Here is a 25,537-nt window from a genome sequence, read left to right as displayed (position 1 = left end):
ACCATGCTCTACCTGGACCGGCCCGCGTGGCCGTGGCGCGGTCGGCTCTGGTCGCACCTGATCAGCGACGTCTCCTACGCGGAGCTGCACGCCTTCGCCGAAACGCTGGGAGCGCCCAGGCGGGGTTTCGACCGGGATCACTACGACATCCCCGCCGAGCGGTTCCCGGCGGCGGTGTGGCTCGGTGCCCAGGTGGTGCCGAGCCGGGAGCTGGTCCGGCTGCTCCGCCACGCGGGTCTTCGGCGTCCGAAGCACCTGGTCAGTCGGCAGCCGTGAGCGTGGCCAGCTCGCGACGCAGGTTGTCCCGGGCCGGCCGCTCCCACCGCTGGCTCAGCGGCGGCAACCGGAACAGGGCGGGCAGTGCCAGCAGGCCGGTGAGCACCGCGGCCCGCCCCACCCGGAAAACCGGCTCCGGCACGTGCGCGTACTCCCGCCGGATGGCCGCGGCGTAGCGGTCGTAGGTCGCCCGCGGGGCCGCCAGCACGGCGAGGTCCGCGTCGCAGAGCAGCCCGCCGTTCCGGTCGCCCCGGGCAACCACGTGCCCGGCGGTGAGCAGCACCAGCCGGCGTACCTCGGCCAGCGCGGACGCGGGCACCCCGAGCTCGGCGAGCACGCTCCCCGCCAGCGTGGCGCTGTCCCGTTCGTTGGCGTCGCCGGCGCCTCGTGGGTCGTAGACCGCGTCGTGGCACCAGGCCGCGAGCCGGACCAGGTCCGCGTGGTCGGCCAGCTCGGCGTGCCGGTCCACCACGTCGAGCACGGCGCGCAGGTGGGCGACTGTGTGGTACTGCCGGTGCGCCTCCCGCCAGCGGGCGAGCAGCCGCTGCCCGGCCGGCACCACGTCGGCGCCGGGGTGCGCCCCGGCGCCCAGGGCCGCCCCCCGCCACCGGTCCAGCAGATCGGCCACCACCCGAGTCTGCCGCATCCGGGCGCCGCGCCGGGCGGCAGGATTCAGCGGGGCCGCGCCGGGTAGTCGCGCCCATGGCTGTGGCGCGGGACAAGCGACCTCCGGTAGTGCGGCGTGCTGCGCTGCGCGATGGGCTGGTGGACGTCGACGGCGCGCGGATCGCCGAGGCCACCGAGCAGCTGCGGCATCGCAGCCGGGCCACCCTGCACGACCGGCTGCACCGGGTACGGATGGCCGGCGGACTGGCCGTGCAGGCCGGGCTGGCCGCCGGGCTGGCGTACCTGGTCTCGCACAAGGTGCTCGGCAACCCGCAGCCGGTCTTCGCGCCGATCTCCGCGGTCGGCACCCTGGCCGCGTCGGTCGGCCAGCGGTTCCGCCGAACCATCGAACTGATCGTCGGGGTGGGGATCGGGGTGGCCATCGGCGACTTTCTGATCTACCTGCTCGGCACCGGGGCGTGGCAGCTCGGCCTGGTGGTCACGGTCGCGATCCTGGTCACGATCTTCGCCGGGGCCAGCGTGGCGATCGTCATCCAGGCGGCGGCCACGGCGGTGCTGATCGTCACGCTGAGCCCGTCGACCCAGAACCTGGAGATCCCGCGCTTCGTCGACGCGTTCCTCGGCGGCGGGATCGCGCTGCTGGTGACGGCGGTCCTGCTGCCGCTGAACCCGCTCCGGGTGATCAATCGTGCCGCCCGGCCGGCGCTGGACCTGCTCGCAGCCCAGCTCGACACCACCGCCGACGGGCTGCGCCACCGCAACCGAGCCACCATCCAGCGGGCGTTGGAGCGGCTGCGCGACAACAAGGAGGAGTTGGCGACCCTGGGCGAGGCGATCGAGGGTGCGAAGGAGACCGCGACCCTCTCCCCGGCCCGCTGGCACCGGCGCGACGAGCTGACCCACTACGCGGAGGCCGCCGACCCGATCGACCGGGCCATGCGCAACAGCGGCACGCTGATCCGCCGGTCCGTCACGCTGATCGAGGACGACGAACCGGTGCCGGACCCGATGCCGGACGGAATCGGTCACCTCGCCGAGTCGGTCCGGCTGCTCAAACACGAGTTCGCCGCGGGCGAGGAGCCGCAGAAGGCCCGGGAACGGTCGTTGCGGGCGGTCAGCGAGGCCAGCCGGGCGTACGGCGCCGGTGTCGGCTTCTCCGGCAGCGTGGTGATCGCCCAGATCCGGACGACGGCGAGTGACCTGCTGGTGGCCTCCGGGATCGAGCAGGAGGAGGCGAACCGATGGATCCGTACCGCCTTCGGGGAGCAGGAGCGGCCGGTCGGTGAACCGGTCGAAGCGGGCGAGGCGCCGAAGCCTCCCACCGCCCCGCCGGTCGGCTGAGCACGACGCGTCGCCCGCTGGCGCGGCCTAGCCCAGCGCGGCGAGCGCGGCCAGCAGCCGGTCCACCTGAGCGGCCGTGCTGCCCAGGCCGATGCTGGCCCGCAGCGCGGTGGGCGGCAGGTCCCGCCGGCCGGTACGCCCCGCCGCCTCGCTGAGCAGCCGCCGGGCCAGTGGGTGGGCACAGAACAGCCCGTCCCGTACGCCGATCCGGTGCTCGGCGGCCAGCCGGGTCGCCACCGCGGCGGAGTCCCACCCGGCGACCACGAACGAGACGATGCCGACCCGGGGCGCGTCCGGGCCGAACGTGTGCAGTTCCACCACGTGTGGCAGGGCGGCGATGCCGGCGCGCAGCCGGGCCAGCAACGCCTGCTCGCGGGCGGCCAACACGGTCCGGTCCGCGTCCGCCAGCGCGGTGCACACCGCGGCGAGCGCCACCGCGCCGACCAGGTTGGGGGTGCCGCCCTCGTGCCGTGCGGGGCCGGTCGCCCAGGTCACGTCGTGGGTGGCCGATCCGACACGGCTGGTGGCACCCCCACCGGCCAGGTACGGCGGGGCGGCGTCCAGCCAGTCGGCCCGGCCGATCAGGACGCCCGCGCCGAACGGCGCGTACAGCTTGTGCCCGGAGACGGCGAGGTAGTCCACGTCCAGCGCGAGCAGATCGACCGGGGCGTGTGGGGCGAGCTGCGCGGCGTCCAGGGCGATCCGTGCCCCGTGCCGGTGGGCCACGCGGGCCAGTTCGCTGACCGGCCACCGCTCGCCGGTCACATTGCTCGCCCCGGTCACGGCGACCAGCACGGGCAGCGCCGGGTTGCTGTCCCGGCGCAGCTCGGTGAGGGCGGCGGCGAGGGCGCGTACCGCCCCGCCGGGGTCGGCGGGCACCGGCAGCCGGACCGACCCGCGCGGCCAGGGCAGCAGGTTGGCGTGGTGCTCACCGGCGAAGGTGACCACGGTGGTGCCGGCGGGCAGCGCCCGGGCCAGCAGGTTGAGCGCGTCCGTCGTGTTGCGGGTGAAGATCACGTGGTCGTCGGCGCGGGCACCGAAGAAGTCACCGACCGTCTGCCGGGCCCGCTCGTAGGCCAGCGTGCAGTGCCGGGACAGCGCGCCCGCGCCGCGGTGCACGCTGGCGTACCAGGGCAGCAGCTCGGCCACCGCGTCGGCGGCGGCCCGCGCGCACGGCGCGCTGGCCGCGTAGTCCAGGTTGATCTCGCCGGGAACGCCGAGCACGTCGAGCGGCGCCGACCGGTCCGGCGCGGGTGCCGCGGCGGACCGGGTGGGAAGCGAGGGTACGAGGGTGACGGACACGCCGGAACCTCCGGGGTCAGGGACCCCGGGTCTGGTGTCGGGACGGGGTCCGCGCTTGCCCAGCACGCCGATCGGGCTGGGCCCGGTCATCACCCGGGGCACCCCACCGCGAACTCGACGAGGGTTGCCGGCCAGCAAGCCGGGGCTTGACGCTGGCGCTCGTGACCTCAGGGCAGCATAGCGGCTACCGATGCGACCGGACCAGCCGGCGGCGGATGGCTACGCTGACCGCATGGCCGACACCCCGCCCGGTGCACCCCCGACGTCGTCGCTGCCCGAGCCCGCGGCTGCGCCCGCCGGCGAGGCGCCCCGGATGCTGCTGCGCCGAGTGGGCTGGCGGCGGTTCGTGGTGCTGGCCGGGGTGGTGCTCTTCATCGCCGCGTGCGCGGTCTTCATGGTCTTCACGCTCGGCCAGTCGCTCGGTGTACGCGCGCTGCTGATCGGGGTGGTCGCCGCCATCCTCCCGGTGCCGGTGCTGGTCGCCTGCTTCCTCTGGCTGGACCGCTACGAGCCGGAGCCGCTGAAATACCTCATCTTCTGCTTCGCCTGGGGGGCGTTCGTCTCGACCGCGGCCGCGCTCACGGTGAACGAGTTCGCCGCCGCCCGGTTCGACGACTGGGGGCTGCCGGCCGCGCTCACCGGCGTGCTGGTGGCGCCGTTCATCGAGGAGCTGACGAAGGCCCTCGGCCCGATCCTGCTCCTGGTGTTCCGCCGCCGCGAGTGGTCCGGGATCACCGACGGCCTGGTCTACTGCGGGCTGTCCGCGGTCGGCTTCGCCATGGTGGAGAACATCCTCTACCTGGGCGGGTACGGCTACGCGAGCGGCGCCGACCGGTACGGCCCGGCGACCGGTACCCAGCAGGTCATCGCCATCTTCATCGTGCGGATCCTGCTGTTCGGGTTCGCCCATCCGCTCTTCACCTCGATGACCGGTGTGGGGTTGGGTGTCGCGGCACGGACGGCCGACCGCCGGGTCCGGGTGCTCGCCCCGATCGCGGGCCTCCTGCTGGCGATGATCCTGCACGGCACCTGGAACCTGCTGCCCACGCTCACCCAGGCCACCGGCGAGACGTTCATCATGTTGTACGGCTTCCTGGGGCTGATGGTGCCGGTCTTCTTCGCCACGGTGGGGCTGGCGGTGTGGCTGCGCGCGTGGGAGGGGCGGCTCACCGAGCGGACACTGCCGGACTACGTACGTGCCGGCTGGCTGAGCCCACCCGAGGTGGCCGCGCTGAGCAGCCTCGGCCGCCGGCACGCGGCCCGTAGCTGGGCTCGCCGGGTGGCCGGGGACGCCGGGGTGCGGGCGATGCGGGGGTACCAGTTCGCCGCCACCCGGCTGGCCCTGCTGCGCGACGGGACGCTGCGCGGCCTGGACAGCAAGCCCGCCGACCGGGAGCGGACGGCCCGTGAGGAGCGGGAGCTGCTGGAGGCGATCACCTCGTACCGGTCGTTCTTCGTCGGTCGGGACCCGCAGGCCCCGGTCGGGGTCTGGGACGGCAGTCGCTACCACCTGCGGTTTCCGGACGGTTCGCAGCGACCGGTGGCCGCGCCGGACGAGCCGGTGGTGCCGATCCCGGTGGTGCTGGGCCCGCCGCCGCCTCCGGTTGGTCACGCCCCGCCCGGCTGGTACGGCGCGCGGCCTCCGGCGCCCTGACCGCCCGGTCAGCCCTGACGCGGCGCGCGGCTCAGGTCGTGACGCGCGGCTCAGGTCGTGACGCGCGGCTCAGGTCATCAGGGTGGTGAGGAAGTCACCGAGGCCCTGGGCCATCGCGACCAGCGCGGCCCCGACGCCCTTGAACAGCTGCGCGGCACCGTCCGGCCGGAACGCCATGAAGTAGATCAGGAACGCGACGCTGCCCCAGGTCAGCAGCTTCTTCACGAATACCGGCATCGTCCCTCCCCAGGGCCACGGTCGCCGGATGGCTTCCCGTCGTGGGGCACGACAAACGGCGCGCGGAGGGGCCGGGTGGCCGGGGAGTTCTCAGAGGTAGAGGCCGGTGGGGTCGTTCTCGATGCGCTCGGCGGCCACGGCGTGCACGTCCCGCTCCCGCAGGAGCACGTACCCGCGGCCGTGCAACTCGACCTCGGAGCGCTCGTCCGGGTCGAAGAGCACCCGGTCTCCGGAGACGATGGCGCGGACGTTCGGCCCCACCCCGACGGCCGTGGCCCAGGCCAGGCGCTTGCCGACGGCGGCGGTGGCCGGGATGACGATGCCGGCGGTGGAGCGGCGCTCGCCCTCGCTGCCCTCCATCCGCACCAGCACACGGTCGTGCAGCAGACGAATCGGGAGGCCGGCGTCGAGATCCTGGTCGGCGGTCACGCCGCAGACGCTACCGTGTCGTCGGCGGCAGGCCGCCGGTGGTTACGCGCGGGGTGTTCGGGGCAATGTACGGCGGAAACTGCTCCACGGTGTCGACAACGGACGTATGCTGTCCGACCTGTCGTCGTGGGCGGGCCGATTCTTCTGCCAGGAGGTGCGCTTGAGCCGCTTCGAGCGGGTACGCGGACGACTGCGCCGCGCCTACCAGTCAGGACGGGAGTCGGTACGCGCCGACCGGAGCGGGTCGGGCGACGACCTGTCGGGTGACTTCCCGGAGCCAGCGCGGGTGGCCTCGCCCGCCGCACCGGGGCCGGCCGCGTCGCCGACGGCCACGGTCGTCGGCGCCGAACCCCCGACGGACCTGCACAGCTCGACGTCCAGCCGGGACGACGCCAACGTCCCGCACGGGCTGCGGATCGCCGCCGCCTGGTGCTGGCGACTGATCGTGATCGGCGTGGTGGCCTGGGCGCTGCTCCGGATCGTCGGCACGATCAGCATCGTGATCATTCCTCTGGCCATCGCGCTGCTGCTCTCGGCGCTGCTGGCGCCGGCGGTGGGTTGGTTGCTGCGGGCTCGACTGCCCCGGTCGCTGGCGACCGCGGTGGTGCTGGTCGGCGGTCTGGTGGCGGTCATCGGCACGTTGACCCTGGTGGTCAACGAGTTCATCCGCGGGGTGCCGGAGCTGAGCGAGAAGTCGTCCGAGGGTGTCCGGCAGATCCAGAACTGGCTGAAGACGGGTCCGCTGCACCTCTCCGACACGCAGCTCGACCGCTACATCGACGAGGCGCAGAACTGGATCAACGGCAACACCTCGAAGTTCACCAGCGGCGCCCTGAGCACCGCTGCCACGCTGGCCGAGGTGCTGACCGGCACGCTGCTGGTGCTCTTCGCCACGTTCTTCTTCCTGCGCGACGGCAGCCGGATCTGGCGCTTCCTGGTGCGGTTGCTGCCGGTGGCCGCCCGGTGGAAGGTCGACGACGCCGGCCGCGCCTCCTGGCAGACGCTGGGCGCCTATGTTCGGGCGACCGTACTGGTCGCCTTCATCGACGCGGTCGGCATCGGCATCTTCCTCGTCATCTTCGACATTCCGTTCGCGTTCCCGTTGGCAGCGCTGGTCTTCCTCGGCGCGTTCATCCCGATCGTCGGCGCGGCGCTCTCCGGCGGCGTGGCGGTGCTGGTGGCGCTGGTCGACAGCGGCCCGGTCACCGCACTGATCATCCTCGGCGTGGTGATCGGTGTGCAGCAGGTCGAGGGCCACCTGCTCCAGCCGCTGATCATGGGCAGGGCGGTGGCTCTGCACCCGCTCGCGGTGATCATCGGTATCGCCGCCGGGGTGGTGCTCGCCGGGATCACCGGCGCACTGGTCTCCGTGCCGCTGATCGCGGTGCTGAACACCGCTGTCCGGCGGCTGTCCGCCCGAACGGTCCCGGATACTCCTCCCGACGCCGTGGTCGTCGCCGCCCAGGCTCCCTGAAAGCCTGGGCGCGGCAGGCGTCAGGAGGTGGCGAGGCGTTCCAGGGCGCCGCGGGCCACCTCGGGACGGGTGGTGTACCAGAACGGCGGCAGGGAGCGACGGAGGAAGGGCCCGTAGCCACGGGCGGTCTCCAACCGGGAGTCGAGCACCGCGACCACCCCGCGATCGCCGGTGGCGCGGATCAGCCGGCCCACTCCCTGCGCCAGCCGGACCGCCGCGATCGGCACGCTGACCGCGGCGAAGCCGGAGCCGCCGCCCGCGTCGACGGCGGCGGCGCGGGCCGCCGCCAGCGGCTCGTCCGGCCGGGGGAAGGGCAGCCGATCGATGACCACGAGCTGGCAGGCCTCGCCCGGCACGTCCACCCCCTGCCAGAGCGACATCACCCCGAACAGGCAGCTGGAACGCTCCTCGCGGAAGCGGCGGACCAGCAGCGGCAGCGCCTCCTCACCCTGCAACAGCACGGGCAGGTCGGTCCGGGCGCGCAGCAGCTCCGCCGCCTGCTGCGCGGCCCGCCGGGAGGAGAAGAGCCCGAGAGTACGCCCACCGAGCGCCTCGACCAGAGCGAGCAGCTCCTCCCCGGCCGCCTCGGGAAGCCCGGAGACGCTGGGCCGGGGCAGGTGCGCGGCGACGTACAGGATGCCCTGCCGGGCGTAGTCGAACGGCGACCCCACGTCCAGCGACCGCCAGCCCGGACCTTCGGTCGCCGGGACGGTGGCACCCGGGCTCGGGTCGGCCAACCGGCGGCCCGGCGTCTCGGCGGCCGGGCGGCCCGGGCCGGTACGCGCCGCCAGCGCGGCGGCGGCCGGGGACGCCGGGACCGGCGGCGCGTCCAGCCCGAGGCCGCGGGCCACCGTGTCGAAACGGCCACCGAGCGCCAGGGTGGCCGAGGTGGCGACCACGGTGCGCTCGTCGTACAGGTGGGTGGCGAGGGTGCCGGCCACCGACAGCGGCGCGACCACCAGTGCCCGACGGCTGCCGCTGTCGTTCTTCTCCACCCAGGCCACGTCGTGGTCGGCCTCCTCCAGCAGCCGCTGCGCGGTCGTGGAGAGCTCGTCCAGCGCAGCCTTGGCCTGCTGCTTGCGGACCGGGTCGGGGTCGTCGGACTTGACGTCGCCGATCGCGTCCAGTGCGGCGCGGGTGGCGGCGTCGAGCAGCGTGCACGCCTCGCGCAACGGCGTCGGTAGCCCGGCGGTGATCCGCCCGGCCGGTGCCTCGGCCAGCCCGACCGCGAGGGCGTCGCCGGCCGCGGTGAGCGCCTCGGCGGTCTCCGGCCGCAGCAGCGTCCGGGCCCGCCGGGTGGACCGGTCGATCAGATCCGGGACCAGCTCGGCCTGCGCCGCCGAGGAGACCCGGTCGGCGAGTTCGTGCGCCTCGTCCACGATGAGCAGCTTGTGCGGCGGCACGATGTGCCGCTCTGCCAGCATGTCGACCGCGAGCAGGCTGTGGTTGGTGACCACGATGTCCGCCTCGCGGGCGCGGGCGCGCGACGCCTCGGCGAAGCACTCCGCCCCGAACGGGCAGCGGGACGCCCCGACACACTCGCGGGACGGCATCGACACCAACCGCCAGGCCTGGTCGTCGACCCCCGGGTCCAGTTCGTCCCGGTCGCCGGTGGCGGTCCGTTCGGCCCAGTCGCGCAACCGCTCGATCTGCTTGCCCAACCGGCCGGCCTCGCCGAGCCACTTCGTCCCGCCGCCGGGGCGGGCGGCCGGGGCGTCGAAGAGGGTGTCCTCCGGCTCGTCCTCGGTGGAGTTGTCCAGTCGCGCCAGGCAGAGGTAGTGGTGGCGGCCCTTGAGCACCGCGAAGGTGGGCCGGCGCCCCAGCAGCGGCTCGACCGCGTCGGCCAACCGGGGCAGGTCGTGGTCGACCAGCTGCGACTGCAGTGCCAGGGTTGCGGTGGAGACCACCACCGGGCCGTCCACGGTGAGCGCCGGCGCGAGGTAGGCCAGTGACTTGCCGGTGCCGGTGCCGGCCTGGACCAGCAGGTGCTCGCCGCTGGTCACGCACTCCTCGATCGCGGTGGTCATCTGCTGCTGGCCGGGGCGCGCCGCGCCGCCGGGCACGGCGCCCACGGCCGCCGCGAGAAGCTCCGTGCCGCTGGGCCGGGCACCCCGTCGCCGGCTCCCGCCACGGGCCGACGGGGTGGCGGGACCGGCGGCGGTGCGGGGTGGAGTCACCGTGCGACGGTACCCGTCGCGCCCGACACCGACCGCGCCCATCCGCCCGCGTGGCGAGCCCGACCGGGTCCGGCCCGCCGTCCGGTTACGGCCACGCTACGACGCGTGGGCAGTATCGGTTAGGGTGCGAATCATGCCGAGCGACGTGGTCCGAGTGATCTACCGCAAGTACGACGGCAGCGCCCACCGTGACTACCCGGCCCGCCGCCTCGCCGAGGACGACCTCGGCATCTGGCTCGGCGTTCCCGCCGGCACCGAGTCGGTCTACCACGGCCGCCCATCGGTGGAGAAGATCCCGTTCGTCCTGCTGGTGCCGCACCACGCATGGTGGACGGGGATGTTCAACCCGCCGCCGCGCACCAGCGAGGTCTACTGCGACATCGCCACCCCGGCCCGGTGGGAGTCCGACGAGACGGTCCATCTGATCGACCTGGACCTGGACGTGGTCCGCCGCCGGGCCACCGGCCTGGTGGAGTTGCTCGACGAGGACGAGTTCGCCGAGCACCGGGCCCGCTACGGCTATCCGGAGGACGTGGTGCGCGAGGCCGAGGCGGCGGCCCGCTGGCTCTTCGGCGCGCTCGGCGACGGCACCGAGCCGTTCGCGACCTCGTACCGGAAGTGGCTGGCCCTGGTGGTCTGAGCCGGCAGGCACCCCCGGCCCGGCTGCCTCACCAGCGGGGCGGCCACTGGTCGTCGTCGTTCAGCGGGGGCACGTCGGTCAGCTTCTCCGGGTTGAGCTGGTTGAACAGGCCGGTGATGCGGCCCTGGTCCACCGCGAACGAGGTCACCATGCGGATCGGCCGGCCGTCGGAGTGGATCGTCTCCAGTTGGAGACCGAGCACGCCGTCGACCAGCACCGGCCGGGCCAGCACCCGGTGGGCGTACCGGCCGGCCCGACCGAACAGGCCGAGCGCGAAGCGGCCCACCTTGTCCGCACCGACCACCGGTTGACGGGCGGCCGGGAAGTGCCCGCCCGAGTCGCCGACGAACACCACGTCCGGCGCGAGCACCCGGAGCAGCGGATCCAGCTCGCCGGACTCCGTGGCGGCGACGAACGCGGCGAGCACCCGGCGCTGTTCGGCCGGGTCGGCGGTGTGCCGGGGCGCATCCGGCGCGGTGACCGCCCGCCGCGCCCGGGAGGCGAGCTGCCGGGCGGCCACCTCGGTGGTGCCGAGCACGTCGGCGACCCGGGCGAACGGCACCGCGAACACGTCGTGCAGCACGAGGGCGACCCGCTGCTCCGGCGCGAGCCGCTCCAGCACCACCAGCAGCGCCGTGCCGACCTGGTCGGTGCGTACCGCCCGTTCGGCGGGGTCCGGGGCGTACCCGCCGGTCGGCGCCCCGGCGTCCAGCGGGCTCACGACCGGCTCCGGCAGCCACTGACCGGGGTACGCCTCGCGGCGAACCCGGGCCGAGCGGAGCACGTCCAGGCAGATCCGGGCGCAGGTGGTGGTGAGCCAGGCGGACAGTTCACGGATCTGGGCGCGGGCCGCCGGGTCGCCGAGCGCGCCGGCGTACCGCAGCCAGGTCTCCTGCACCGCGTCCTCGGCCTCGCTGCGGCTGCCCAGCATCCGGTGGGCCACCGCGAGCAGGCGGCCCCGCTCGGCCTCGAACTCCGTCGCCAGGTCCCGCACGACCCCACCGCCCTCTTCCACCAGTGCCGTTGCGCCTCCATCTTCCTGCCAACCGGGCTCGTCGGCTGCCCTCAGCGTCACGGGCGCCCGACGGAGGCGGCGCTCGGCGGGCGGATGGCCTGCGGGTGGGCGATGATCCGAGGATGAGCGCACCTGAGCAAGCGCAGATCGTGGCGCCAGTCGGCGGCTCCGTGCGGGAGCTGCTGCGGGTCACCGCACCGGTTGATCTCGGCGCGATCGACCCCCGGTCCACGCCGGGACTGCCGGCGACGGAGGAGATCGGAGACCACCGCAAGGCCTGGGCCCGCGAGCAGGTGGAGGTGATCGGCGGCGAGCTGGGCCAGCAGCAGGAGATGCTCTTCGCGATGGCCAAGGCCGGGCAGGACCGCCCGGCGCGCCGGGTGCTGCTGGTGCTCCAGGCGATGGACTGCGGTGGCAAGGACGGCACGATCAAGCGGGTCGCCGGTGCGATGAACCCGCTGGGCCTGCACATCCGCTCGTTCGGTCCGCCGACCCCGCAGGAGCTGCGGCACGACTTCCTCTGGCGGATCCGCCGGGAGCTGCCGCCGCCCGGGTACGTGGGGATGTTCAACCGCTCGCACTACGAGGACGTGCTGATCGCCCGGGTCGGCTCGCTGGTGCCGGAGGCGACCTGGCGCGCCCGCTACGACGAGATCAACGCTTTCGAGCGGGAGTTGACCGACGACGGGGTGACCCTGGTCAAGGTGATGCTGCACATCTCGTACGCCGAGCAGGGCGCGCGGCTGCTGGAGCGGCTCACCGACCCCCGCAAGCACTGGAAGTACAACCCCTCGGATGTCGACTCCCGAGCCAGGTGGGCCGACTACCAGGCCGCGTACGCCGAGGCGCTGAGCCGGTGTGGCACGGACGCCGCGCCCTGGTTCGTGGTGCCGGCGGACCGCAAGTGGTATCGGGACTGGGCGGTCGCCCATGTGCTGCGAGAGACGTTCGACACGCTCGATCTGGGGTATCCGCCTGCCGATTTCGACGTGGCGCACGAGCGGAAGAGGTTACGTGCTGGGGGAGCGGGGGCGGACGGGACGCCTGAGATGAACAACAGGTGAACGACCGATGAATGGGGCCTGGCCAGGGGTGGGCCGAGGAATTCGCCGTTCTGCCGTTTCCTAGCATTCACCGGGCGGGTGCCCCACGGGTGCCGCCACCCTTCCACCGACGCGACGAGGTCTGTGCTGTGAAGTTTTCCTTCCGCCCCACCGAGGGCGCCTTCTACGAGCTCTTCACCAGGGCCGCGCAGAACCTGGTCCGGGGCACCACGCTGCTCAACGAGCTGGCCCTGCCCGGCGTCGACGTGCAGTCGGTCAGCGAGCGGTTGACCGAGGTCGAGCACGACAGCGACCAGATCACGCACGAGCTGTACAAGAAGATCAACTCCACCTTCATCACGCCGTTCGACCGGGAGGACATCTACCGGCTCGGCTCGCTGCTGGACGACGTGATGGACCACCTGGAGGCGGTCGGCGACCTGCTCTACCTGTACGGGCTGACCGAGCTCCCGGCGCTGCCCCGGGAGCTGCACGAGATGGTGAACGTGCTCGACCAGCAGGCCAAGCTGACCGCCGACGCCATGCCGCGGCTGAAGTCGATGAAGGACCTCGAGGACTACTGGATCGAGTGCAACCGGCTGGAGAACGAGGGCGACCGGATCAACCGGCAGCTGCTCGTCCGCCTCTTCTCCGGCGAGTACGACGCGTTGACGGTGCTCAAGATGAAGGAGGTCGCCGACGAGTTGGAGGCCGCCTGCGACGCCTTCGAGCACGTGGCCAACACCGTCGAGACCATCGCCGTCAAGGAGTCCTGAGCCGGTGACTCCCGAACTCATCGCCGTGCTGGCGGTGATCGCGGTAGCCCTGGCGTTCGACTACACCAACGGCTTCCACGACGCCGCCAACGCGATCGCGACAAGCGTCTCCACCCGGGCCCTGACACCCCGGATCGCCCTCGGGCTCGCCGCGGTCGGCAACTTCATCGGCGCCCACTTCGGTGCCGGGGTGGCCAAGACCGTCGGTGACGGCCTGGTCACCCTGCCCACCGGCGTGAGCAGCCTGGGGGTGGTCTTTGCCGGTGTGCTCGGTGCCATCGCCTGGAACCTGATCACCTGGTACTTCGGCCTGCCCTCGTCGTCCTCGCACGCGCTCTTCGGCGGCCTGGTCGGCGCGACCCTGCTCTCCGCTGGCGGCATCGTGCAGTGGGCCAACATCGGCGTGAAGGTCATTCTGCCGATGATCCTCTCGCCGATCGTCGGCCTCACCCTGGGCTACCTGCTGATGCTGGCCATCCTCTGGCTGTTCCGTAGGGGGCAGCCGGGCAAGCTCAACCGGGGCTTCCGCTGGGCGCAGACCGCCTCGGCGGCCGCCATGTCGGTCGGCCACGGCATGCAGGACGCCGCCAAGACCATGGGCATCGTGGTGCTGGCGCTCTACACCGGCGGTTTCCAGGAGAGCAAGACCCACATCCCCGGCTGGGTGTTCTGGACCTCGGCGACCATGCTGGCGCTCGGCACGTACGCCGGCGGTTGGCGGATCATCCGTACCCTCGGTCGCAAGATCATTGACCTCGGGCCGCCGGAGGGCTTCGCCGCCGAGACGGTGGCCAGCGCGGTGCTCTTCTTCAACGCCCTGGTGCTCAAGGCGCCGATCTCCACCACGCACACGATCACCTCGGCGATCATGGGTGTGGGCGCGACCAAGCGGCTCTCCGCGGTGCGCTGGAACGTCGCCGGCAACATCGTGATCGCCTGGATCATCACGTTCCCGGCCGCCGCGCTGATCGCCTGCGTCACCTACCTGCTGGTCCGGCCGCTCTTCGGCTGACCCGACACGTCGACGGCCCCGGCCACCGCGGACGCGGTGACCGGGGCCGCTCGCACGGTCAGGCGTACCGCACGCCGATCTGCTCGCGTACCGCGTCCAGCAGGGCCATCACCTCGAGGGTGACGGTGTGCGGCACCAGCGGGCTCTCGGTCAGCCCGGCGGCCAGGCAGCGCTGCACCTCGATCGCCTCGTACTGGTAGCCGTTGCCGACCGGATCGGCGGCGATCGTCTCCGGCTCGGCACCGTCGCGGTGCAGGGTCAGCGACCCCGGCCGGAAGAACGGCTCGGGCAGGTCGATCCGGCCGGTGCTGCCGGTGATCGAGGCGGACACCCCGCTCGACCCGAGAATGCCGCAACTCAGGGTGGCCAGCGCGCCGGTGTCGTAGCCGAACAGGATGCCGGTGTTCTCGTCGGTCCCCTCCGGGCCGAGCTGTGCCCAGGACCGGATGTGCTGCGGCACGCCGAGCAGCAGGTGGGCCAGGCTGATCGGGTAGACCCCCAGGTCGAGCAGGGCACCCCCGCCCAGCGCCGCGGCCCGCATCCGGTGCTCCGGCGGGAACGGCCCGGACACCCCGAAGTCGGCCCGGACGCTGGTGAGGGCACCGATGGCACCCTCGGTGACCAGTTGCACCGCCCGCAGGATCAGCGGATTCAGTCGCATCCACATGGCCTCCATGAGGAAGACCCCGGCGGCGCGTGCGGTGTCCACCAGCTCGGTGCTGGTGGCCAGGTCGAGGGTGAACGGCTTCTCCAGCAGCACCGCCCGCCCGGCGGTCAGGCAGGTCATCGCCGCCTCGTGGTGCGCGGCGTGCGGCGTGGCCACGTAGATCACGTCGACCTCGGGATCGGATGCCAGCTCGACCCACGAGCCGTACGCCCGCTTCGCGCCGTACGTGTCGGCGAAGCGCTGCGCGCTCTCAACGGCGCGGGAACCGACCGCCACCAGTTCGGCGTCCGGCACCAGCCGGAGGTCTTCGGCGAAACGGCTGGCGATGTTTCCGGTGGCCAGGATGCCCCAACGAGTCATGCTGGGCACGCTAGCCGAGCCACGTGAACCCTCGGCTGCCCGGCCCGCCTCGGGCTTCCCGGCCGAGGCCCTTCGCCGGGCCGGTGCCGCGCCTCGCACCCCACTGAGCGTGATGCCTCTGTGGCATATTGATGCTTGACAGTCATCACGCTCAATGGCGCGACCGCAGCCACCCCTCGCCGTACGGGGCCCCAGCGCGCCCCCGTCGGCCGCGCGACGGGGAACTAGGCTCGCGGCATGACGATCGACAGTGACGGCTTCGCCGCCCCGGCCGCCCTGGTCGAGCACGCCCGCCGGTTCCGGGCCGAGGGCGGCAGCCCGGCGGTGCCGCGGGTCGCGGCCACCGTGCTGCTGCTGCGTCCGACCGACGCCGACTTCGAGGTGTACGTCATCCGCCGGGTCGCTGCGATGACCTTCGGTGGGATGTACGCCTTTCCCGGCGGCGGGGTGGACCGCTCCGACTCCGAGGCACACCTGGACTGGGCCGGCCCCGATCCGGCGCAGTGGGCGGGGCGGCTCGGGGTGACCCCGGACGCCGCCCAGGCGGTGGTCTGCGCCGCCGCCCGGGAGGTCTTCGAGGAGGCCGGCGTGCTGCTCGCCGGACCGGACCGGGCGACCGTGGTGGGCGACGTCAGTGGCGACGACTGGGAGTCGGCCCGACAGGACCTGGAGGGACGCCGGCTGGGCTTCGCGGCGCTGCTCGCCGACCGTCAGCTCACCCTGCGGTCGGACCTGCTGTTGCCGTGGAGCCGGTGGATCACCCCGGAGTTCGAGCCGCGCCGCTTCGACACGTACTTCTTCGTGGCCCTGCTGCCGGAGGGCCAGCGGACCCGCGACGTCTCCGGCGAGGCCGACCACACCCTGTGGATCCGGCCAGCGGACGCGCTGGCCCGGGCCGCGGCGGGGGAGCTAACCATGCTGCCGCCGACCCTGGTCACCCTGGCCCAGGTGGCGGCGGCCGGTGACCTGGCCGGGGTGGCACGGGCGGCCGCCGACCGGGACGCCGCCACTGCGATCACCCCTCGTCTGGACCTGCCGCCGGACGGCGAGCCCCGCTTCGTGCTGAGCTGAACCACCCCGGGCTACGCGAAGGGGCGCCGGTCAGGTCGACCGACGCCCCTTCGCGGACCGGGAACCAGCGGCTCAGCCGAAGCGGCCGGTGATGTAGTCCTCGGTCTTCTTCACGCTCGGGTTGCTGAAGATCTTCTGGGTGTTGTCGTACTCGATCAGCCGACCCGGGTCACCGGTCTTCTCGATCGAGAAGAAGGCGGTCCGGTCCGAGACCCGGGCGGCCTGCTGCATGTTGTGCGTCACGATGATGATCGTGAACTTGTCCTTGAGCTGGAACATCAGGTCCTCGATGGCCAGCGTGGAGATCGGGTCCAGGGCCGAGCAGGGCTCGTCCATCAGCACGACCTGCGGCTCGACCGCGATGGTCCGGGCGATGCAGAGTCGCTGCTGCTGACCGCCGGACAGGCCCGCGCCGGGCTTGCCCAGCCGGTCCTTCACCTCGTCCCACAGGTTCGCCGAGCGCAGCGCCTTCTCGGCCGCGTCCTCCAGGATCGACTTGCGGCGGACGCCGTTGAGCTTGAGCCCGGCCACCACGTTCTCGAAGATGCTCATGGTGGGGAACGGGTTCGGCCGCTGGAAGACCATGCCGATCATGCGCCGGACCGCGGTGACGTCCACGTCCCGGTCGTAGATGTCCTGACCGTCGATGGTCAGGTTGCCCTCGACGCGCGCGGCGGGCAGCACCTCGTGCATCCGGTTGATCGACCGCAGGAAGGTGGACTTGCCGCAGCCGGACGGGCCGATCAGGGCGGTGACGGTCTTCGGCTCGACGGTCAGGTTGATGTTCTCGATCGCCTTGAAGCCGCCGTAGTAGGCGGTGACGTTCGAGGCTTCGACGCGCTTGGCCATGGTGGCGGTACCTCCGGGGTTCATCGGGCGAGCCGGTTGCGACGGGCCAGCAGCTTCGCAGCGATCGTCAGGATCAGCACGAGGGCGACCAGGGTGAGTGCCGCGGTCCACGCCCGTGCCGGCGCGTACTTCGACGCATCACCGGCCTGCTGGTAGACGAAGAGGGACAGCGACGACTGGTTGTTCTCGAAGGGGTTGGTGTTGATCGCGGCGCCGCCGCCGGCGACCAGCAGCACCGGCGCGGTCTCGCCGGCCGCACGGGCGATGGCGAGCATGACGCCGGTGACGATGCCGGGCAGCGCCGTCGGCAGCACCACCCGCAGGATGGTCTTCCACTTGGGTACGCCGAGCGCGTAGGCGCCCTCACGCAGCGGCGCCGGTACGAGGCGGAGCATCTCCTCGGTGGACCGGACGATGGTGGGCAGCATGAGCACGCTCAGCGCGAGCGCGGCGGCGAAGCCGGAGAAGCTCGGCCGACCGTCGTTGAACCACGGCGACACGACCAGCACCCAGAACGCCAGCACGAAGAGGCCGGAGACGATCGACGGGATGCCGGTCATCACGTCCACGAAGAACCGGATCGCGAAGGCGAACTTGCCCCGGCCGTACTCGACGATGTAGATGGCGCAGAGGATGCCGAGCGGCACCGTGATCAGGGTGGCGATGCCGACCTGCTCCAGAGTGCCGAGAATCGCGTGGTACGCGCCGCCGTTGGCGTCGCGGGCACCGATGTTGTTCATCGAGGTCTGGAAGAAGGTGACGTCCAGCCGATCGGCACCCTTACTGACCAGGGTCCAGACCACGGACACCAGCGGCAGCACGGCCAGCACGAACGCGGAGTGGATCAGCGCGCTCCAGGTGCGGTTACGGGCCGAGCGGCGTCCCTCGACCGCGTTGGCCGCGGCGAAGAGCCCGACCAGGTAGAGGATCGCGCCGAGGGCGACCACGAGGACCGGGCCGCCGGTGTCGGTGCCGTAGACGATCACGGCGGAGAGCGTCAGGGCCGCCACGGCGATGGCCGGTGCGGCGTACCAGGGCAGCCGCCGGGCCCGCAGCGAGGTGGGTTGGGCCGGCGGACGGCTGCGGTGGGAGGTGACGGTTGTGGTCATGCGGCCGACTCCGTGAACTCCCGGCGGCGGTAGATGATCGCCCGCGCCGTGATGTTGACGATCAGCGTGATGGTGAACAGCACCAGGCCGGAGGCGATGAGCGCGCCCCGGCCGGTCTCGTTCGCCTCGCCGAACGCGTTGGCGATGTTGGCGGCGATGGTGTTACCACCGTTCTGGATCAGGTTGAACGAGATGCCGAAGGTGATGCCGAGGGTCAGCGCCAGGGCGATGGTCTCGCCGAGCGCCCGGCCGAGGCCGAGCATCATCGCGGCGATGATGCCGGGACGGCCGTAGGGCAGCACCGCGGTGCGGAGCATCTCCCAGCGGGTGGCCCCCAGGGCGAGGGCTGCCTCCTCGTTCGCGGTCGGCGTCTGGAGGAACACCTCGCGGGAGAGCGAGGTGATGATCGGCAGCACCATGATCGCGAGTACCAGGGCGCCCAGCATGATGGACGCGCCGAACGGTCCGTCACCGCCGAAGAGCGGGATCCACCCGAAGTGTTCGTTCAGCCAGACCGAGAAGTCCCGGACCGGGCTGCTGAAGACGTCCCGCCCCCAGAGGCCGAAGACCACGCTCGGCACGGCGGCCAGCAGGTCGACCAGGAAACCGAGCGCGGTGCCCAGCCGGCGGGGTGCGTAGTGCGAGAGGTAGAGCGCGATGCCCAGCGCCACCGGCACCGCCAGGAGCAGCGCCAGCGCCGAGCTGAGCACGGTGCCGAAGGCGAGCGCACCGATGCCGAACTTCGGCTGCGTCTCGTTCGGGGACCAGCCCTCGTAGGACCAGAAGTTCTCGGTGTTGGCGCGCAGGGCCGGCACCGCCTTGGCGACCAGGAAGATCGCGATGGCGGCGATGATGACCAGAACGGCGGTGCCGGCGGCCAGGGTGAGACCGCGGAAGGCCCGCTCGGCGCCGAACTTTCGGCTGCGCGGCAGCGCGCCGCCGCCGCCCAGCCCTGCGCCGCCCGGGTAACGGGTGCTGACTGGTGCCTCGGCCACACGCGCCGAGGCACCGGCGGGCCACTCGTGACTCTGGGTCACGCGCGTCCCGCCGGTGCCGGCGTCGGCCGAGCGGTGAGGGGTTTCACCCATCTGCTCGCTCGATTCGGTTGCGAAGGTGGTGGATCGGGTCAGGAGAGGTTCTTGACCGCGGTCTCGACCTTGGCGCGGACCGTCTCCGGCAGCGGGGCGTAGCCCAGGTCGGTCAGCGAGTTCTGGCCCTCGGCGCTGGCGGCGTAGCCCAGCAGACCCTTGACCAGCTTCAGCTTGTCGGCCGCGAGGCCCTTGCTGCAGACGATCTCGTACGTCGCCAGGACGATCGGGTAGGCCCCGGCCTCCTTGGTGCTGTAGTCGATCGACAGCTTCAGGTCGTCGCCCTCGCCCGCGATCTTGGCGCCGGCGATGGTCTTGCCGGCCGCCTCGGCGGTGAGCGCGGCGAACTCGCCGTTGCCGTTGCCGATCTTGGACGTCTTCAGGCCGGCGTTGTCGGCGAACGACCACTCCATGTAGCCGATGGAGCCGTCAGCGGCCTTGACCTTGCTGGCCACGCCGTCCGAGCCCTTGGCGCCGGTGCCGCCCGGAGCCTTCCAGGCCTTGGCGTTACCCAGCGTCCAGTCCGCCTCGGAGGTCTTCGAGAGGAACTTGGTGAAGTTGTCGGTGGTGCCCGACTCGTCCGAGCGGTGGACGGTCTGGATGGTGGTCGCGGGGAGCTTGGCGTCCGGGTTGTCGGCCTTGATCGCCGCGTCGTCCCACTTGGTCACCTTGCCAGCGAAGATCTTCGCCAGGGTGGCCGGCTTGAGCTGGAGGTTGTCCACGCCGCTGACGTTGTAGGCGACGGCCACCGGGCCGATCACCATCGGCAGGTGGATGGCCTTGCCACCGACGCACTTGGCGTCGGCCTGCGGCTGCTCCTCCGGCTTGAGCGCGGAGTCGGAGCCGGCGAAGTCGGCGGTTCCGGCGATGAACGCCTGGATGCCGGCGCCCGAGCCGGTCGGCTCGTAGTTGACCGTGGTGCCCTGGCACTTCTGCTGGTACGCCTTGATCCACTCGGCCATGGCGTTCTTCTGCGCCGACGAGCCCTGGGCGTTCAGCGTTCCGGTAGCGCAGTCGACCGCGGCGGTCGAGCCCGAAGCGCTGGCGCCGGGGGCGGGCTCGTTGTTGTCCGAGCCGCATGCACTGAGGCCGAGCGTCGCGGCGAGAGCGAGGCAGGCAATAGTGCCGTACCGCTGGAGCTTCACCTGAGGGGTTTCCCTTCGCGTCTGACTTGGCGCCCCGATCCCGGGGCCCGAGGACCGGCACTGACCGGCTGACACGAAAGTTAGAAGTGCCAGGTAGCCGGTTCGCCGGTCGCAAGTGAACGCGAGGTGAACACGTACGGCCCCCGAGGTGACCGCTCGCTGAGGGTGAGTTGTCCGTTAAGTGAACTCGGGTACGCCTGTCGGAAGTATGGGCATATTTCCGGTTGGGTGTTATCGCGCCGACGCACGCGCGTTATCCCTCGGTGACCCGGCGCTCAGCCCAGGTGGTAGTTGATGTGTGCGGACCAGCGGGCGAAGCCCTGCCGCTCGTAGAGCGCCACCGCGGCGGTGTTCGACTCGTCCACGTAGAGCATCACCCGGTCCAGCCCTCGCCGGTCCCGCAGATGGGCCAACCCGGCGATGGTCAGCGCACGGCCGAGCCCGCCGCCGTGCGCGCTCGGCTCCACGCCGAGCACGTAGACCTCGCCGATCCGCGCCGACCCCGGACGCTCGTGCACCTTGGTCCAGTGGAAGCCCAGCAGGCGGCCCGTCGCGGTCTCCTCGGCGAGCAGGAAGCCGGCCGGGTCGAACCACGGCTCGGCGAGGCGGACCCGCAGATCGTCCGAGGTCCATCGACCCTGCTCCGGGTGCTCGGCGAAGGCCCGCGCGTTGAGGGCCAGCCAGGCCGCGTCGTCCGCGCCCGGCCGGAACGCACGCAGCGCAACCCCGTCGGGCAGCCGCGGTTCGGGCAACGGCGCGGCCAGTGGTCGGCGTAGCTGCCAGAGCACCCGGGCCCGGGTGAACCCGAGGTCGACCGCGAGCGCGGCGGCCGACGGGTGGTCGCCGTGCGCCCAGGCCCGCAGTGGCCCGGTCGCCGAGGCGAGTACGCCCCGCGCCAGCGCGCGGCCGGTGCCCCGACGTCGGTACGCGGGGAGCACCACCAGCTCCACCCCGATCCCGCCGACCTGGTCGGTGGTGTCCAGGTGCGCGTATCCGGTGAGGCTGCCGTCGTCAGCTCGGGCGATCAGGTGCACGGCCGGGGCGTCCGGGTCCCGCAGTCGGAGCAGGACGTGCTCGTCGAGCGGGTCCGCGCCGTCGGTCTCGCCCGCTGACCGGGCCAGCGCCAGCACGTCGGCGATCTCCGCCGGGGCCAGTCTGTCGGTCCGGGTCACCTGGTCGCTGGTCGGCTCCGCGCTGCTCATCCCGTCACCGTAGTCGTCGGGGGCGGTGGTCGGCCTGGATCCCCGGCCGGCTCACGTCGGTTCGGTGGGCAGCGCTTCCAGCTCGAACCGTTGGGTCAGGTCGGCCAGGATGGGGCGCAGCGCGTCCACCGTGCCCTGCCGGTCCCCGCCCGCGTCGTGCATCAGCACCACCGAGCCGGGCTCGACCTGGCTGACCACCGTAGCGGTGATCTTGCGGGCGCCGGGCGCCTGCCAGTCCGACGGGTCGACGGACCAGTGCAGCGGGGTCATGCCGAGCTGCCGTGCCACCGACACCACGGAATAGCTCCACGCACCGCCGGGCTGGCGGTACCAGGCGATCGGCGCGCCGGGCACCGCCGCGTGGATGGCGTCGTTCGTGCGCTTCAGGTCGGCGCGGATCGTGTCCGTTGACCGGGTGCCCAGGGTGATGTCGTGGTGCCAGGAGTGGTTGCACAGGGTGTGCCCGTCGGCCACGATCGCCTGGATCAGATCGGGATGGTCCTGGGCGTTCTCGCCGACCACGCAGAACGTGGCCTTGACGTCGAACTCGCGCAGTGTGGCGAGGACCTGCGGGGTGTAGCGCGGGTCCGGCCCGTCGTCGAAGGTCAGCGCGAGTCGTGGCGTGCCGGTGGTGGAGTGCGCACCGAACAGCTTGTCGTCTCCGGCGTCGCGCTTCGATCCGTCCTGACCGGCCTCCGTGGGGCTGCTGCTGGCGCTCGGTGGACCGGTCGGCGCGCTGGTGCTGGGCTGGTCGGCGAAGTACGACGCCTCGGCGTTCGTCCTGATCGCGGTCGCCTGCCCCTGGGGCTGGTCGGGCATGAGGCTGCGGCCCAGCAGGTACGCCGAGCCGAGCAGCGCCGTCACCACCAACACCACGATTCCCGCCGCCCGGGCGGTCGGGTTGCCGCGCATCACGGCTGTTGCCTGGCTGGCCGGTCACGCCGGCCCATGGTCCCCGTGGTCACTGCGCGCACCGTCGCCCCTTTCACCGACAAACCCGGCAGTCAGAATAGGACTGACAAGCTGCGCAAGAAGGGCATATGGGGAATCGTCCGCGCCTGATCGAGGATCAGACGGACAGCGGCGCGTGCTCCGCCTCGGGCAGCGACCGCGACGGCGGTACGACGAACTTGTAACCCACCTGACGGACGGTGCCGATCATCGACTCGTACTCCGAGCCGAGCTTGGCGCGTAGCCGCCGAACGTGCACGTCCACGGTGCGGGTTCCGCCGAAGTAGTCGTAGCCCCACACCTCGCGCAGCAGCTGGTCCCGGGTGAACACCCGGCCCGGGTGCTGGGCCAGGAACTTCAGCAGCTCGAACTCCTTGTAGGTGAGGTCGAGCGGGCGCCCCTTCAGCTTGGCCGCGTAGGTGTCGGGGTCGATGGTCAGCTCGCCGGCCCGGATCGAGCCGCCGGCGCCGGCGGTCGCGTTGCTGAGGCGTCCCACGGCCAGCCGCAGCCGGGCCTCCACCTCGGCGGGGCCGGCCGAGGCAAGGATGACGTCGTCGACGCCCCAGTCCGCGTTCAGAGCGATCAGGCCGGCCTCGGTCACCACCGCGACCAGTGGCACTCCGAGCCCGGTGGCGTGCAGCATCCGGCAGGTCGCCCGGGCCTCGCTGAGCTCCGACCGGGCATCCACCAGGACCGCGTCGGGGCTGGGACCGGCGACCAGCGTGCGGACGTCGCGCGGTGCGGTGCGGACCGAGTGCGGCAGCAGGTCGAGTGCCGGCAGCACAGCCGACGGCTCCCCTGCGCGTGCGGTCACCAGCAACAGGATCTCCACGATCACCTCCGTCCCGGCGGCGCTCGGCCGCGCGCGACCAGACACACTCACGGCGGAGTGCACTGATGAAACTGCGTGGTCCCGGCGTCGCTGACGGGCGGGGTAACGGGCTGAGCCTAACCGATCGCCTCGGCTGCGCCGTCAGGCCATTTCCCGTTTGTCTAGCTTGCCCCTGATCGTGGCGCAGGTTTTAACGTTGCCGAAACCCGTGACCACCGCGCCGGGCGGTCGGTCTGGCACGATCGGGGCGTGTTTCCCTCCACCTCGCCCGACGCCGGCCGCGAATCGTGGCCCGACGGGCCCCGCCCGGGCCCGGCCGCACCCACCCGTGGCCACCCGCCCGCGCCGCGCACCGGCCCGGCGGTCACCGACGGCGACCGCCGCGAGCGGAGTGGACCCCGCCGGGCACGCCGCTCCGGCGAGCCGGCCCGCCGTTCCGAGGACGACGTCGACGAGCCGGAGGAGGAGGTCGCACCTCCGGTCGAGGTACGCCGTCCGCTGGCGCTGACCATCGCGGGCTTCGCCGCCCTGCTCGGTGTCGGTCTGGTGCTCGGCGCGCAGACCTCGGGCCCTGGTCACCGGCTGCCGTTCGCCTTCGTCATCTTCTGCGTGCAACTGCTGTTCGTGCTCGCCTGGACGATGGCCATCCGGCCACCCGCGCTGCTGTTGGTCGCCGGGGTCAGCGCCGCGGTCGCCGCGGCCGCCGACATCGCCGCGGTGCAGACCGACATCGCCGGTCTGGCCCCCCTGGGTTACCTGGCCGCCGGCGGGTTCCTCGCCGCGGTGCTCGGTCAGCTGGTCCGCCGGGTCGACCGGGTCCGGGTCACCGACTCGCTCGGTGCCACGCTGCTCATCGTGGTCGGCGTGGTGGCCTTCGGCACCCTGATCGTGCTCAGCAGGATCCCGGCGGGCACCCAGGCGATCACGGTCTGCCTGACCGCGAGCGGGGTCGCGTTGATCGTCGCCCGGCTCACCGACGCGGTGCTGCCCTGGCCCCGGCTGGCCCCGCAGGTGCCCCGGGGCGCCGCTGGCGTGGTTGCCGGCGCGATGGTCGGCACGCTGGTCAGCGCGGTTCTCGGCAGTTACCTGGTGGCACCCTTCACGCCGACGCGGGCCGCGGTGATCGGCCTGGTAGCGGCGGTCACCGCCGTGCTCTCCGATCTCGCCGTCGGCTACGCGGAGGCGGGCCGGTTGATGGCCGGCGAACCGTCCACCATGTGGTTCGCCCGGCACATGCAGGGCCCGCTCGGCGGCTTCGCCCTGGCCGCCCCGGCCGCGTACGCCATGTGCATGCTCTTCCTCTGAGCCACGGTTGAGTGCGGAGCCTCTCGGGTACCTACGGGTGCGCCGCGCTGCGGCACCGGTACGAACGCCCCGCCCTGTGCGGCGGGCGGAGACAGGAGGCGGCGTGACCGAGTATCCGGCGGACGAGGCTCGGCCCCGACGGCGCGGTCGCAAGCTGCTGATCGGCCTCGTCGTCCTGCTCCTGATCGTGGCAGGGCTGCTCGTGGTCGCGGACCGGGTGGCGGTCGGGGTGGCTGAGCGGGCCATCGCCAAGCGGGTCAGCCAGGAGGTCGACAAGCAGGGCGCGCAGTCCTCCGAGCCCGAGGTGCGGGTCGGTGGAACACCGTTTCTCACCCAGGTGCTCGACGGCCGCTACCAGCGGATCTCCATCAAGCTGCGGGACGTGCGGGCCTCGGTCGAGGGCGACACCGTGCGGTTGCCGGTGCTGAACGTGGACGCCCACAATGTGCGGGCCTCGTTGGACACTCTGCGTACCGGGCGGGGTGACGTCATCGCGGACACCGTCGACGGCACCGGCACGATCAGCTACGACAGTCTCGCGGCGCTGTTGAACCGCCCGGGGCTCACCCTCGGCGAGCAGGGCGGCAAGCTGGCCGTCACCGCCCCCGTCGACATCCTCGGTCAGAAGCTCACCGTCAGCGGCACCGCCGACGTGACCGTCGCCGACAACGGCGCCGTCGCGCTGCGGTTCAACGACCTGGATGCCGCAGGCCTGCCGAACCTCCCGTTGGCCCGCGCCTTCCTGACCAACTACGCCAAGGGCATCTCCATCGACGTGCCCCTGCCCGACCTGCCGTTCCAGCTCGCCGTCCGGGAGGTCCGGCCGCTGCCGGAGGGGCTCGCGGTCACCGCCGACGCGAAGAACGTGCCGATCAACTCCGCCGGCTGAGCGGCCAGCGGGCAGCCCTCGAGCGGGGGTCGGCGGTCCTGGTGTTTCCCGGATGCTGGTCGGCCC

Annotated in this window: 25 protein-coding genes and 1 riboswitch; of the genes, 11 read left to right on the top strand and 14 right to left on the bottom strand. The window is 72.4% G+C overall.

What is annotated here, in order from left to right; translation table 11 throughout:
- Positions 1-3 precede the first annotated feature (3 nt).
- Positions 4-276: a DUF4031 domain-containing protein gene (locus tag ACLJN9_RS27550; protein ID WP_410814523.1), complete on the top strand. Its 273-nt coding sequence runs from the start codon at positions 4-6 to the stop codon at positions 274-276.
- Here ACLJN9_RS27550 and ACLJN9_RS27545 read toward each other — a convergent pair.
- On the bottom strand, positions 260-904 hold the full coding sequence (locus ACLJN9_RS27545) for a metal-dependent phosphohydrolase (RefSeq protein WP_410814522.1): 645 nt from the start codon (positions 902-904) through the stop codon (positions 260-262). The two genes, ACLJN9_RS27550 and ACLJN9_RS27545, sit on opposite strands and share 17 nt — an antisense overlap.
- Before the next feature lie 137 nt (positions 905-1,041).
- On the opposite strand from ACLJN9_RS27545, the gene ACLJN9_RS27540 reads away from it, so the two are divergent.
- Entirely contained in the window at positions 1,042-2,244 is a 1,203-nt protein-coding gene (locus ACLJN9_RS27540) for an FUSC family protein (protein ID WP_410814577.1), read from the top strand.
- Positions 2,245-2,271: 27 nt separating this feature from the next.
- Here the strand turns inward: ACLJN9_RS27540 and ACLJN9_RS27535 are convergent, their stop codons facing one another.
- Entirely contained in the window at positions 2,272-3,546 is a 1,275-nt protein-coding gene (locus ACLJN9_RS27535) for an aminotransferase class V-fold PLP-dependent enzyme (protein ID WP_410814521.1), read from the bottom strand.
- A gap of 46 nt (positions 3,547-3,592) precedes the next feature.
- A riboswitch (SAM riboswitch) is annotated at positions 3,593-3,713 on the bottom strand.
- A 23-nt stretch (positions 3,714-3,736) separates the two neighbouring features.
- Between ACLJN9_RS27535 and ACLJN9_RS27530 the strand changes: the two genes are divergently transcribed.
- Positions 3,737-5,200: a PrsW family intramembrane metalloprotease gene (locus ACLJN9_RS27530; protein ID WP_410814520.1), complete on the top strand. Its 1,464-nt coding sequence runs from the start codon at positions 3,737-3,739 to the stop codon at positions 5,198-5,200.
- A gap of 69 nt (positions 5,201-5,269) precedes the next feature.
- Here ACLJN9_RS27530 and ACLJN9_RS27525 read toward each other — a convergent pair whose 3' ends face one another.
- Together ACLJN9_RS27525 and ACLJN9_RS27520 are read right to left on the bottom strand one after the other, a co-directional pair.
- A complete protein-coding gene (locus tag ACLJN9_RS27525; protein WP_410814519.1) occupies positions 5,270-5,437 on the bottom strand; it encodes a hypothetical protein in 168 nt (55 codons plus the stop codon).
- A 90-nt stretch (positions 5,438-5,527) separates the two neighbouring features.
- The gene (locus tag ACLJN9_RS27520) at positions 5,528-5,866 is read right to left on the bottom strand and encodes a GroES family chaperonin (RefSeq protein ID WP_410814518.1); all 339 of its coding nucleotides are present in this window, start codon (positions 5,864-5,866) and stop codon (positions 5,528-5,530) included.
- A 106-nt stretch (positions 5,867-5,972) separates the two neighbouring features.
- Here ACLJN9_RS27520 and ACLJN9_RS27515 point away from each other — a divergent pair, with 106 nt between their 5' ends.
- Positions 5,973-7,340: an AI-2E family transporter gene (locus ACLJN9_RS27515; protein ID WP_410814517.1), complete on the top strand. Its 1,368-nt coding sequence runs from the start codon at positions 5,973-5,975 to the stop codon at positions 7,338-7,340.
- A gap of 20 nt (positions 7,341-7,360) precedes the next feature.
- Here the strand turns inward: ACLJN9_RS27515 and ACLJN9_RS27510 are convergent, their stop codons facing one another.
- The gene (locus ACLJN9_RS27510; RefSeq protein WP_410814516.1) at positions 7,361-9,559 is read right to left on the bottom strand and encodes an ATP-dependent DNA helicase; all 2,199 of its coding nucleotides are present in this window, start codon (positions 9,557-9,559) and stop codon (positions 7,361-7,363) included.
- Between the two features lie 91 nt (positions 9,560-9,650).
- Here ACLJN9_RS27510 and ACLJN9_RS27505 point away from each other — a divergent pair, with 91 nt between their 5' ends.
- A complete protein-coding gene (locus ACLJN9_RS27505) occupies positions 9,651-10,157 on the top strand; it encodes a DUF402 domain-containing protein (RefSeq protein WP_410814515.1) in 507 nt (168 codons plus the stop codon).
- A 28-nt stretch (positions 10,158-10,185) separates the two neighbouring features.
- Here ACLJN9_RS27505 and sigJ read toward each other — a convergent pair whose 3' ends face one another.
- Positions 10,186-11,151 carry an RNA polymerase sigma factor SigJ gene (sigJ, locus tag ACLJN9_RS27500; protein WP_410814514.1) on the bottom strand — a complete coding sequence of 322 codons (966 nt, stop codon included), beginning with the start codon at positions 11,149-11,151 and terminating at the stop codon, positions 10,186-10,188.
- Between the two features lie 143 nt (positions 11,152-11,294).
- Here sigJ and ACLJN9_RS27495 point away from each other — a divergent pair, with 143 nt between their 5' ends.
- The 3 genes from ACLJN9_RS27495 (at position 11,295) to ACLJN9_RS27485 (ending at position 14,003) form a co-directional block, all read left to right on the top strand.
- Positions 11,295-12,236 carry a PPK2 family polyphosphate kinase gene (locus ACLJN9_RS27495; RefSeq protein ID WP_410814513.1) on the top strand — a complete coding sequence of 314 codons (942 nt, stop codon included), beginning with the start codon at positions 11,295-11,297 and terminating at the stop codon, positions 12,234-12,236.
- Positions 12,237-12,364: 128 nt separating this feature from the next.
- A complete protein-coding gene (locus ACLJN9_RS27490) occupies positions 12,365-12,991 on the top strand; it encodes a DUF47 domain-containing protein (RefSeq protein WP_278141922.1) in 627 nt (208 codons plus the stop codon).
- A 4-nt stretch (positions 12,992-12,995) separates the two neighbouring features.
- Complete coding sequence (locus ACLJN9_RS27485; RefSeq protein WP_410814512.1) at positions 12,996-14,003, top strand: anion permease; 1,008 nt, start codon at positions 12,996-12,998, stop codon at positions 14,001-14,003.
- A 58-nt stretch (positions 14,004-14,061) separates the two neighbouring features.
- Here the strand turns inward: ACLJN9_RS27485 and ACLJN9_RS27480 are convergent, their stop codons facing one another.
- A complete protein-coding gene (locus ACLJN9_RS27480; RefSeq protein ID WP_410814511.1) occupies positions 14,062-15,030 on the bottom strand; it encodes a Gfo/Idh/MocA family protein in 969 nt (322 codons plus the stop codon).
- A 237-nt stretch (positions 15,031-15,267) separates the two neighbouring features.
- On the opposite strand from ACLJN9_RS27480, the gene ACLJN9_RS27475 reads away from it, so the two are divergent.
- Positions 15,268-16,101: an NUDIX hydrolase gene (locus ACLJN9_RS27475; RefSeq protein WP_410814510.1), complete on the top strand. Its 834-nt coding sequence runs from the start codon at positions 15,268-15,270 to the stop codon at positions 16,099-16,101.
- A 72-nt stretch (positions 16,102-16,173) separates the two neighbouring features.
- Here ACLJN9_RS27475 and pstB read toward each other — a convergent pair whose 3' ends face one another.
- The 7 genes from pstB to ACLJN9_RS27440 all read right to left on the bottom strand — a co-directional run bounded on the left by pstB (position 16,174) and on the right by ACLJN9_RS27440 (position 23,283).
- Entirely contained in the window at positions 16,174-16,950 is a 777-nt protein-coding gene (pstB, locus tag ACLJN9_RS27470; protein WP_410814509.1) for a phosphate ABC transporter ATP-binding protein PstB, read from the bottom strand.
- A 20-nt stretch (positions 16,951-16,970) separates the two neighbouring features.
- Positions 16,971-18,059, bottom strand: coding sequence for a phosphate ABC transporter permease PstA (gene pstA / locus ACLJN9_RS27465; protein ID WP_410814508.1), 1,089 nt, complete (start codon positions 18,057-18,059; stop codon positions 16,971-16,973).
- Positions 18,056-19,147 (bottom strand): phosphate ABC transporter permease subunit PstC, encoded by a 1,092-nt coding sequence (gene pstC, locus ACLJN9_RS27460; protein ID WP_410814507.1) that lies wholly within the window; start codon positions 19,145-19,147, stop codon positions 18,056-18,058. The genes pstA and pstC overlap by 4 nt, the downstream gene beginning before the upstream one ends.
- A gap of 38 nt (positions 19,148-19,185) precedes the next feature.
- Positions 19,186-20,292 (bottom strand): phosphate ABC transporter substrate-binding protein PstS, encoded by a 1,107-nt coding sequence (pstS, locus tag ACLJN9_RS27455; RefSeq protein WP_410814506.1) that lies wholly within the window; start codon positions 20,290-20,292, stop codon positions 19,186-19,188.
- Positions 20,293-20,567: 275 nt separating this feature from the next.
- The gene (gene mshD, locus ACLJN9_RS27450) at positions 20,568-21,494 is read right to left on the bottom strand and encodes a mycothiol synthase (RefSeq protein WP_410814505.1); all 927 of its coding nucleotides are present in this window, start codon (positions 21,492-21,494) and stop codon (positions 20,568-20,570) included.
- 51 nt (positions 21,495-21,545) lie between these two features.
- On the bottom strand, positions 21,546-22,406 hold the full coding sequence (locus ACLJN9_RS27445; RefSeq protein WP_410814576.1) for a polysaccharide deacetylase family protein: 861 nt from the start codon (positions 22,404-22,406) through the stop codon (positions 21,546-21,548).
- Between the two features lie 157 nt (positions 22,407-22,563).
- Positions 22,564-23,283 (bottom strand): winged-helix domain-containing protein, encoded by a 720-nt coding sequence (locus ACLJN9_RS27440; protein WP_410814575.1) that lies wholly within the window; start codon positions 23,281-23,283, stop codon positions 22,564-22,566.
- Positions 23,284-23,526: 243 nt separating this feature from the next.
- Here ACLJN9_RS27440 and ACLJN9_RS27435 point away from each other — a divergent pair, with 243 nt between their 5' ends.
- Positions 23,527-24,582 carry a hypothetical protein gene (locus ACLJN9_RS27435; protein ID WP_410814504.1) on the top strand — a complete coding sequence of 352 codons (1,056 nt, stop codon included), beginning with the start codon at positions 23,527-23,529 and terminating at the stop codon, positions 24,580-24,582.
- 103 nt (positions 24,583-24,685) lie between these two features.
- The gene (locus ACLJN9_RS27430; protein ID WP_410814503.1) at positions 24,686-25,471 is read left to right on the top strand and encodes a DUF2993 domain-containing protein; all 786 of its coding nucleotides are present in this window, start codon (positions 24,686-24,688) and stop codon (positions 25,469-25,471) included.
- The last annotated feature ends 66 nt before the right edge of the window (positions 25,472-25,537 follow it).

This window comes from Micromonospora sp. 067-2 (genome assembly GCF_046549295.1).
Lineage (GTDB): Bacteria > Actinomycetota > Actinomycetes > Mycobacteriales > Micromonosporaceae > Micromonospora.
Note: the sequence above shows the minus strand (reverse complement) of the source record. Positions and strands in the feature narration are given on the sequence as shown.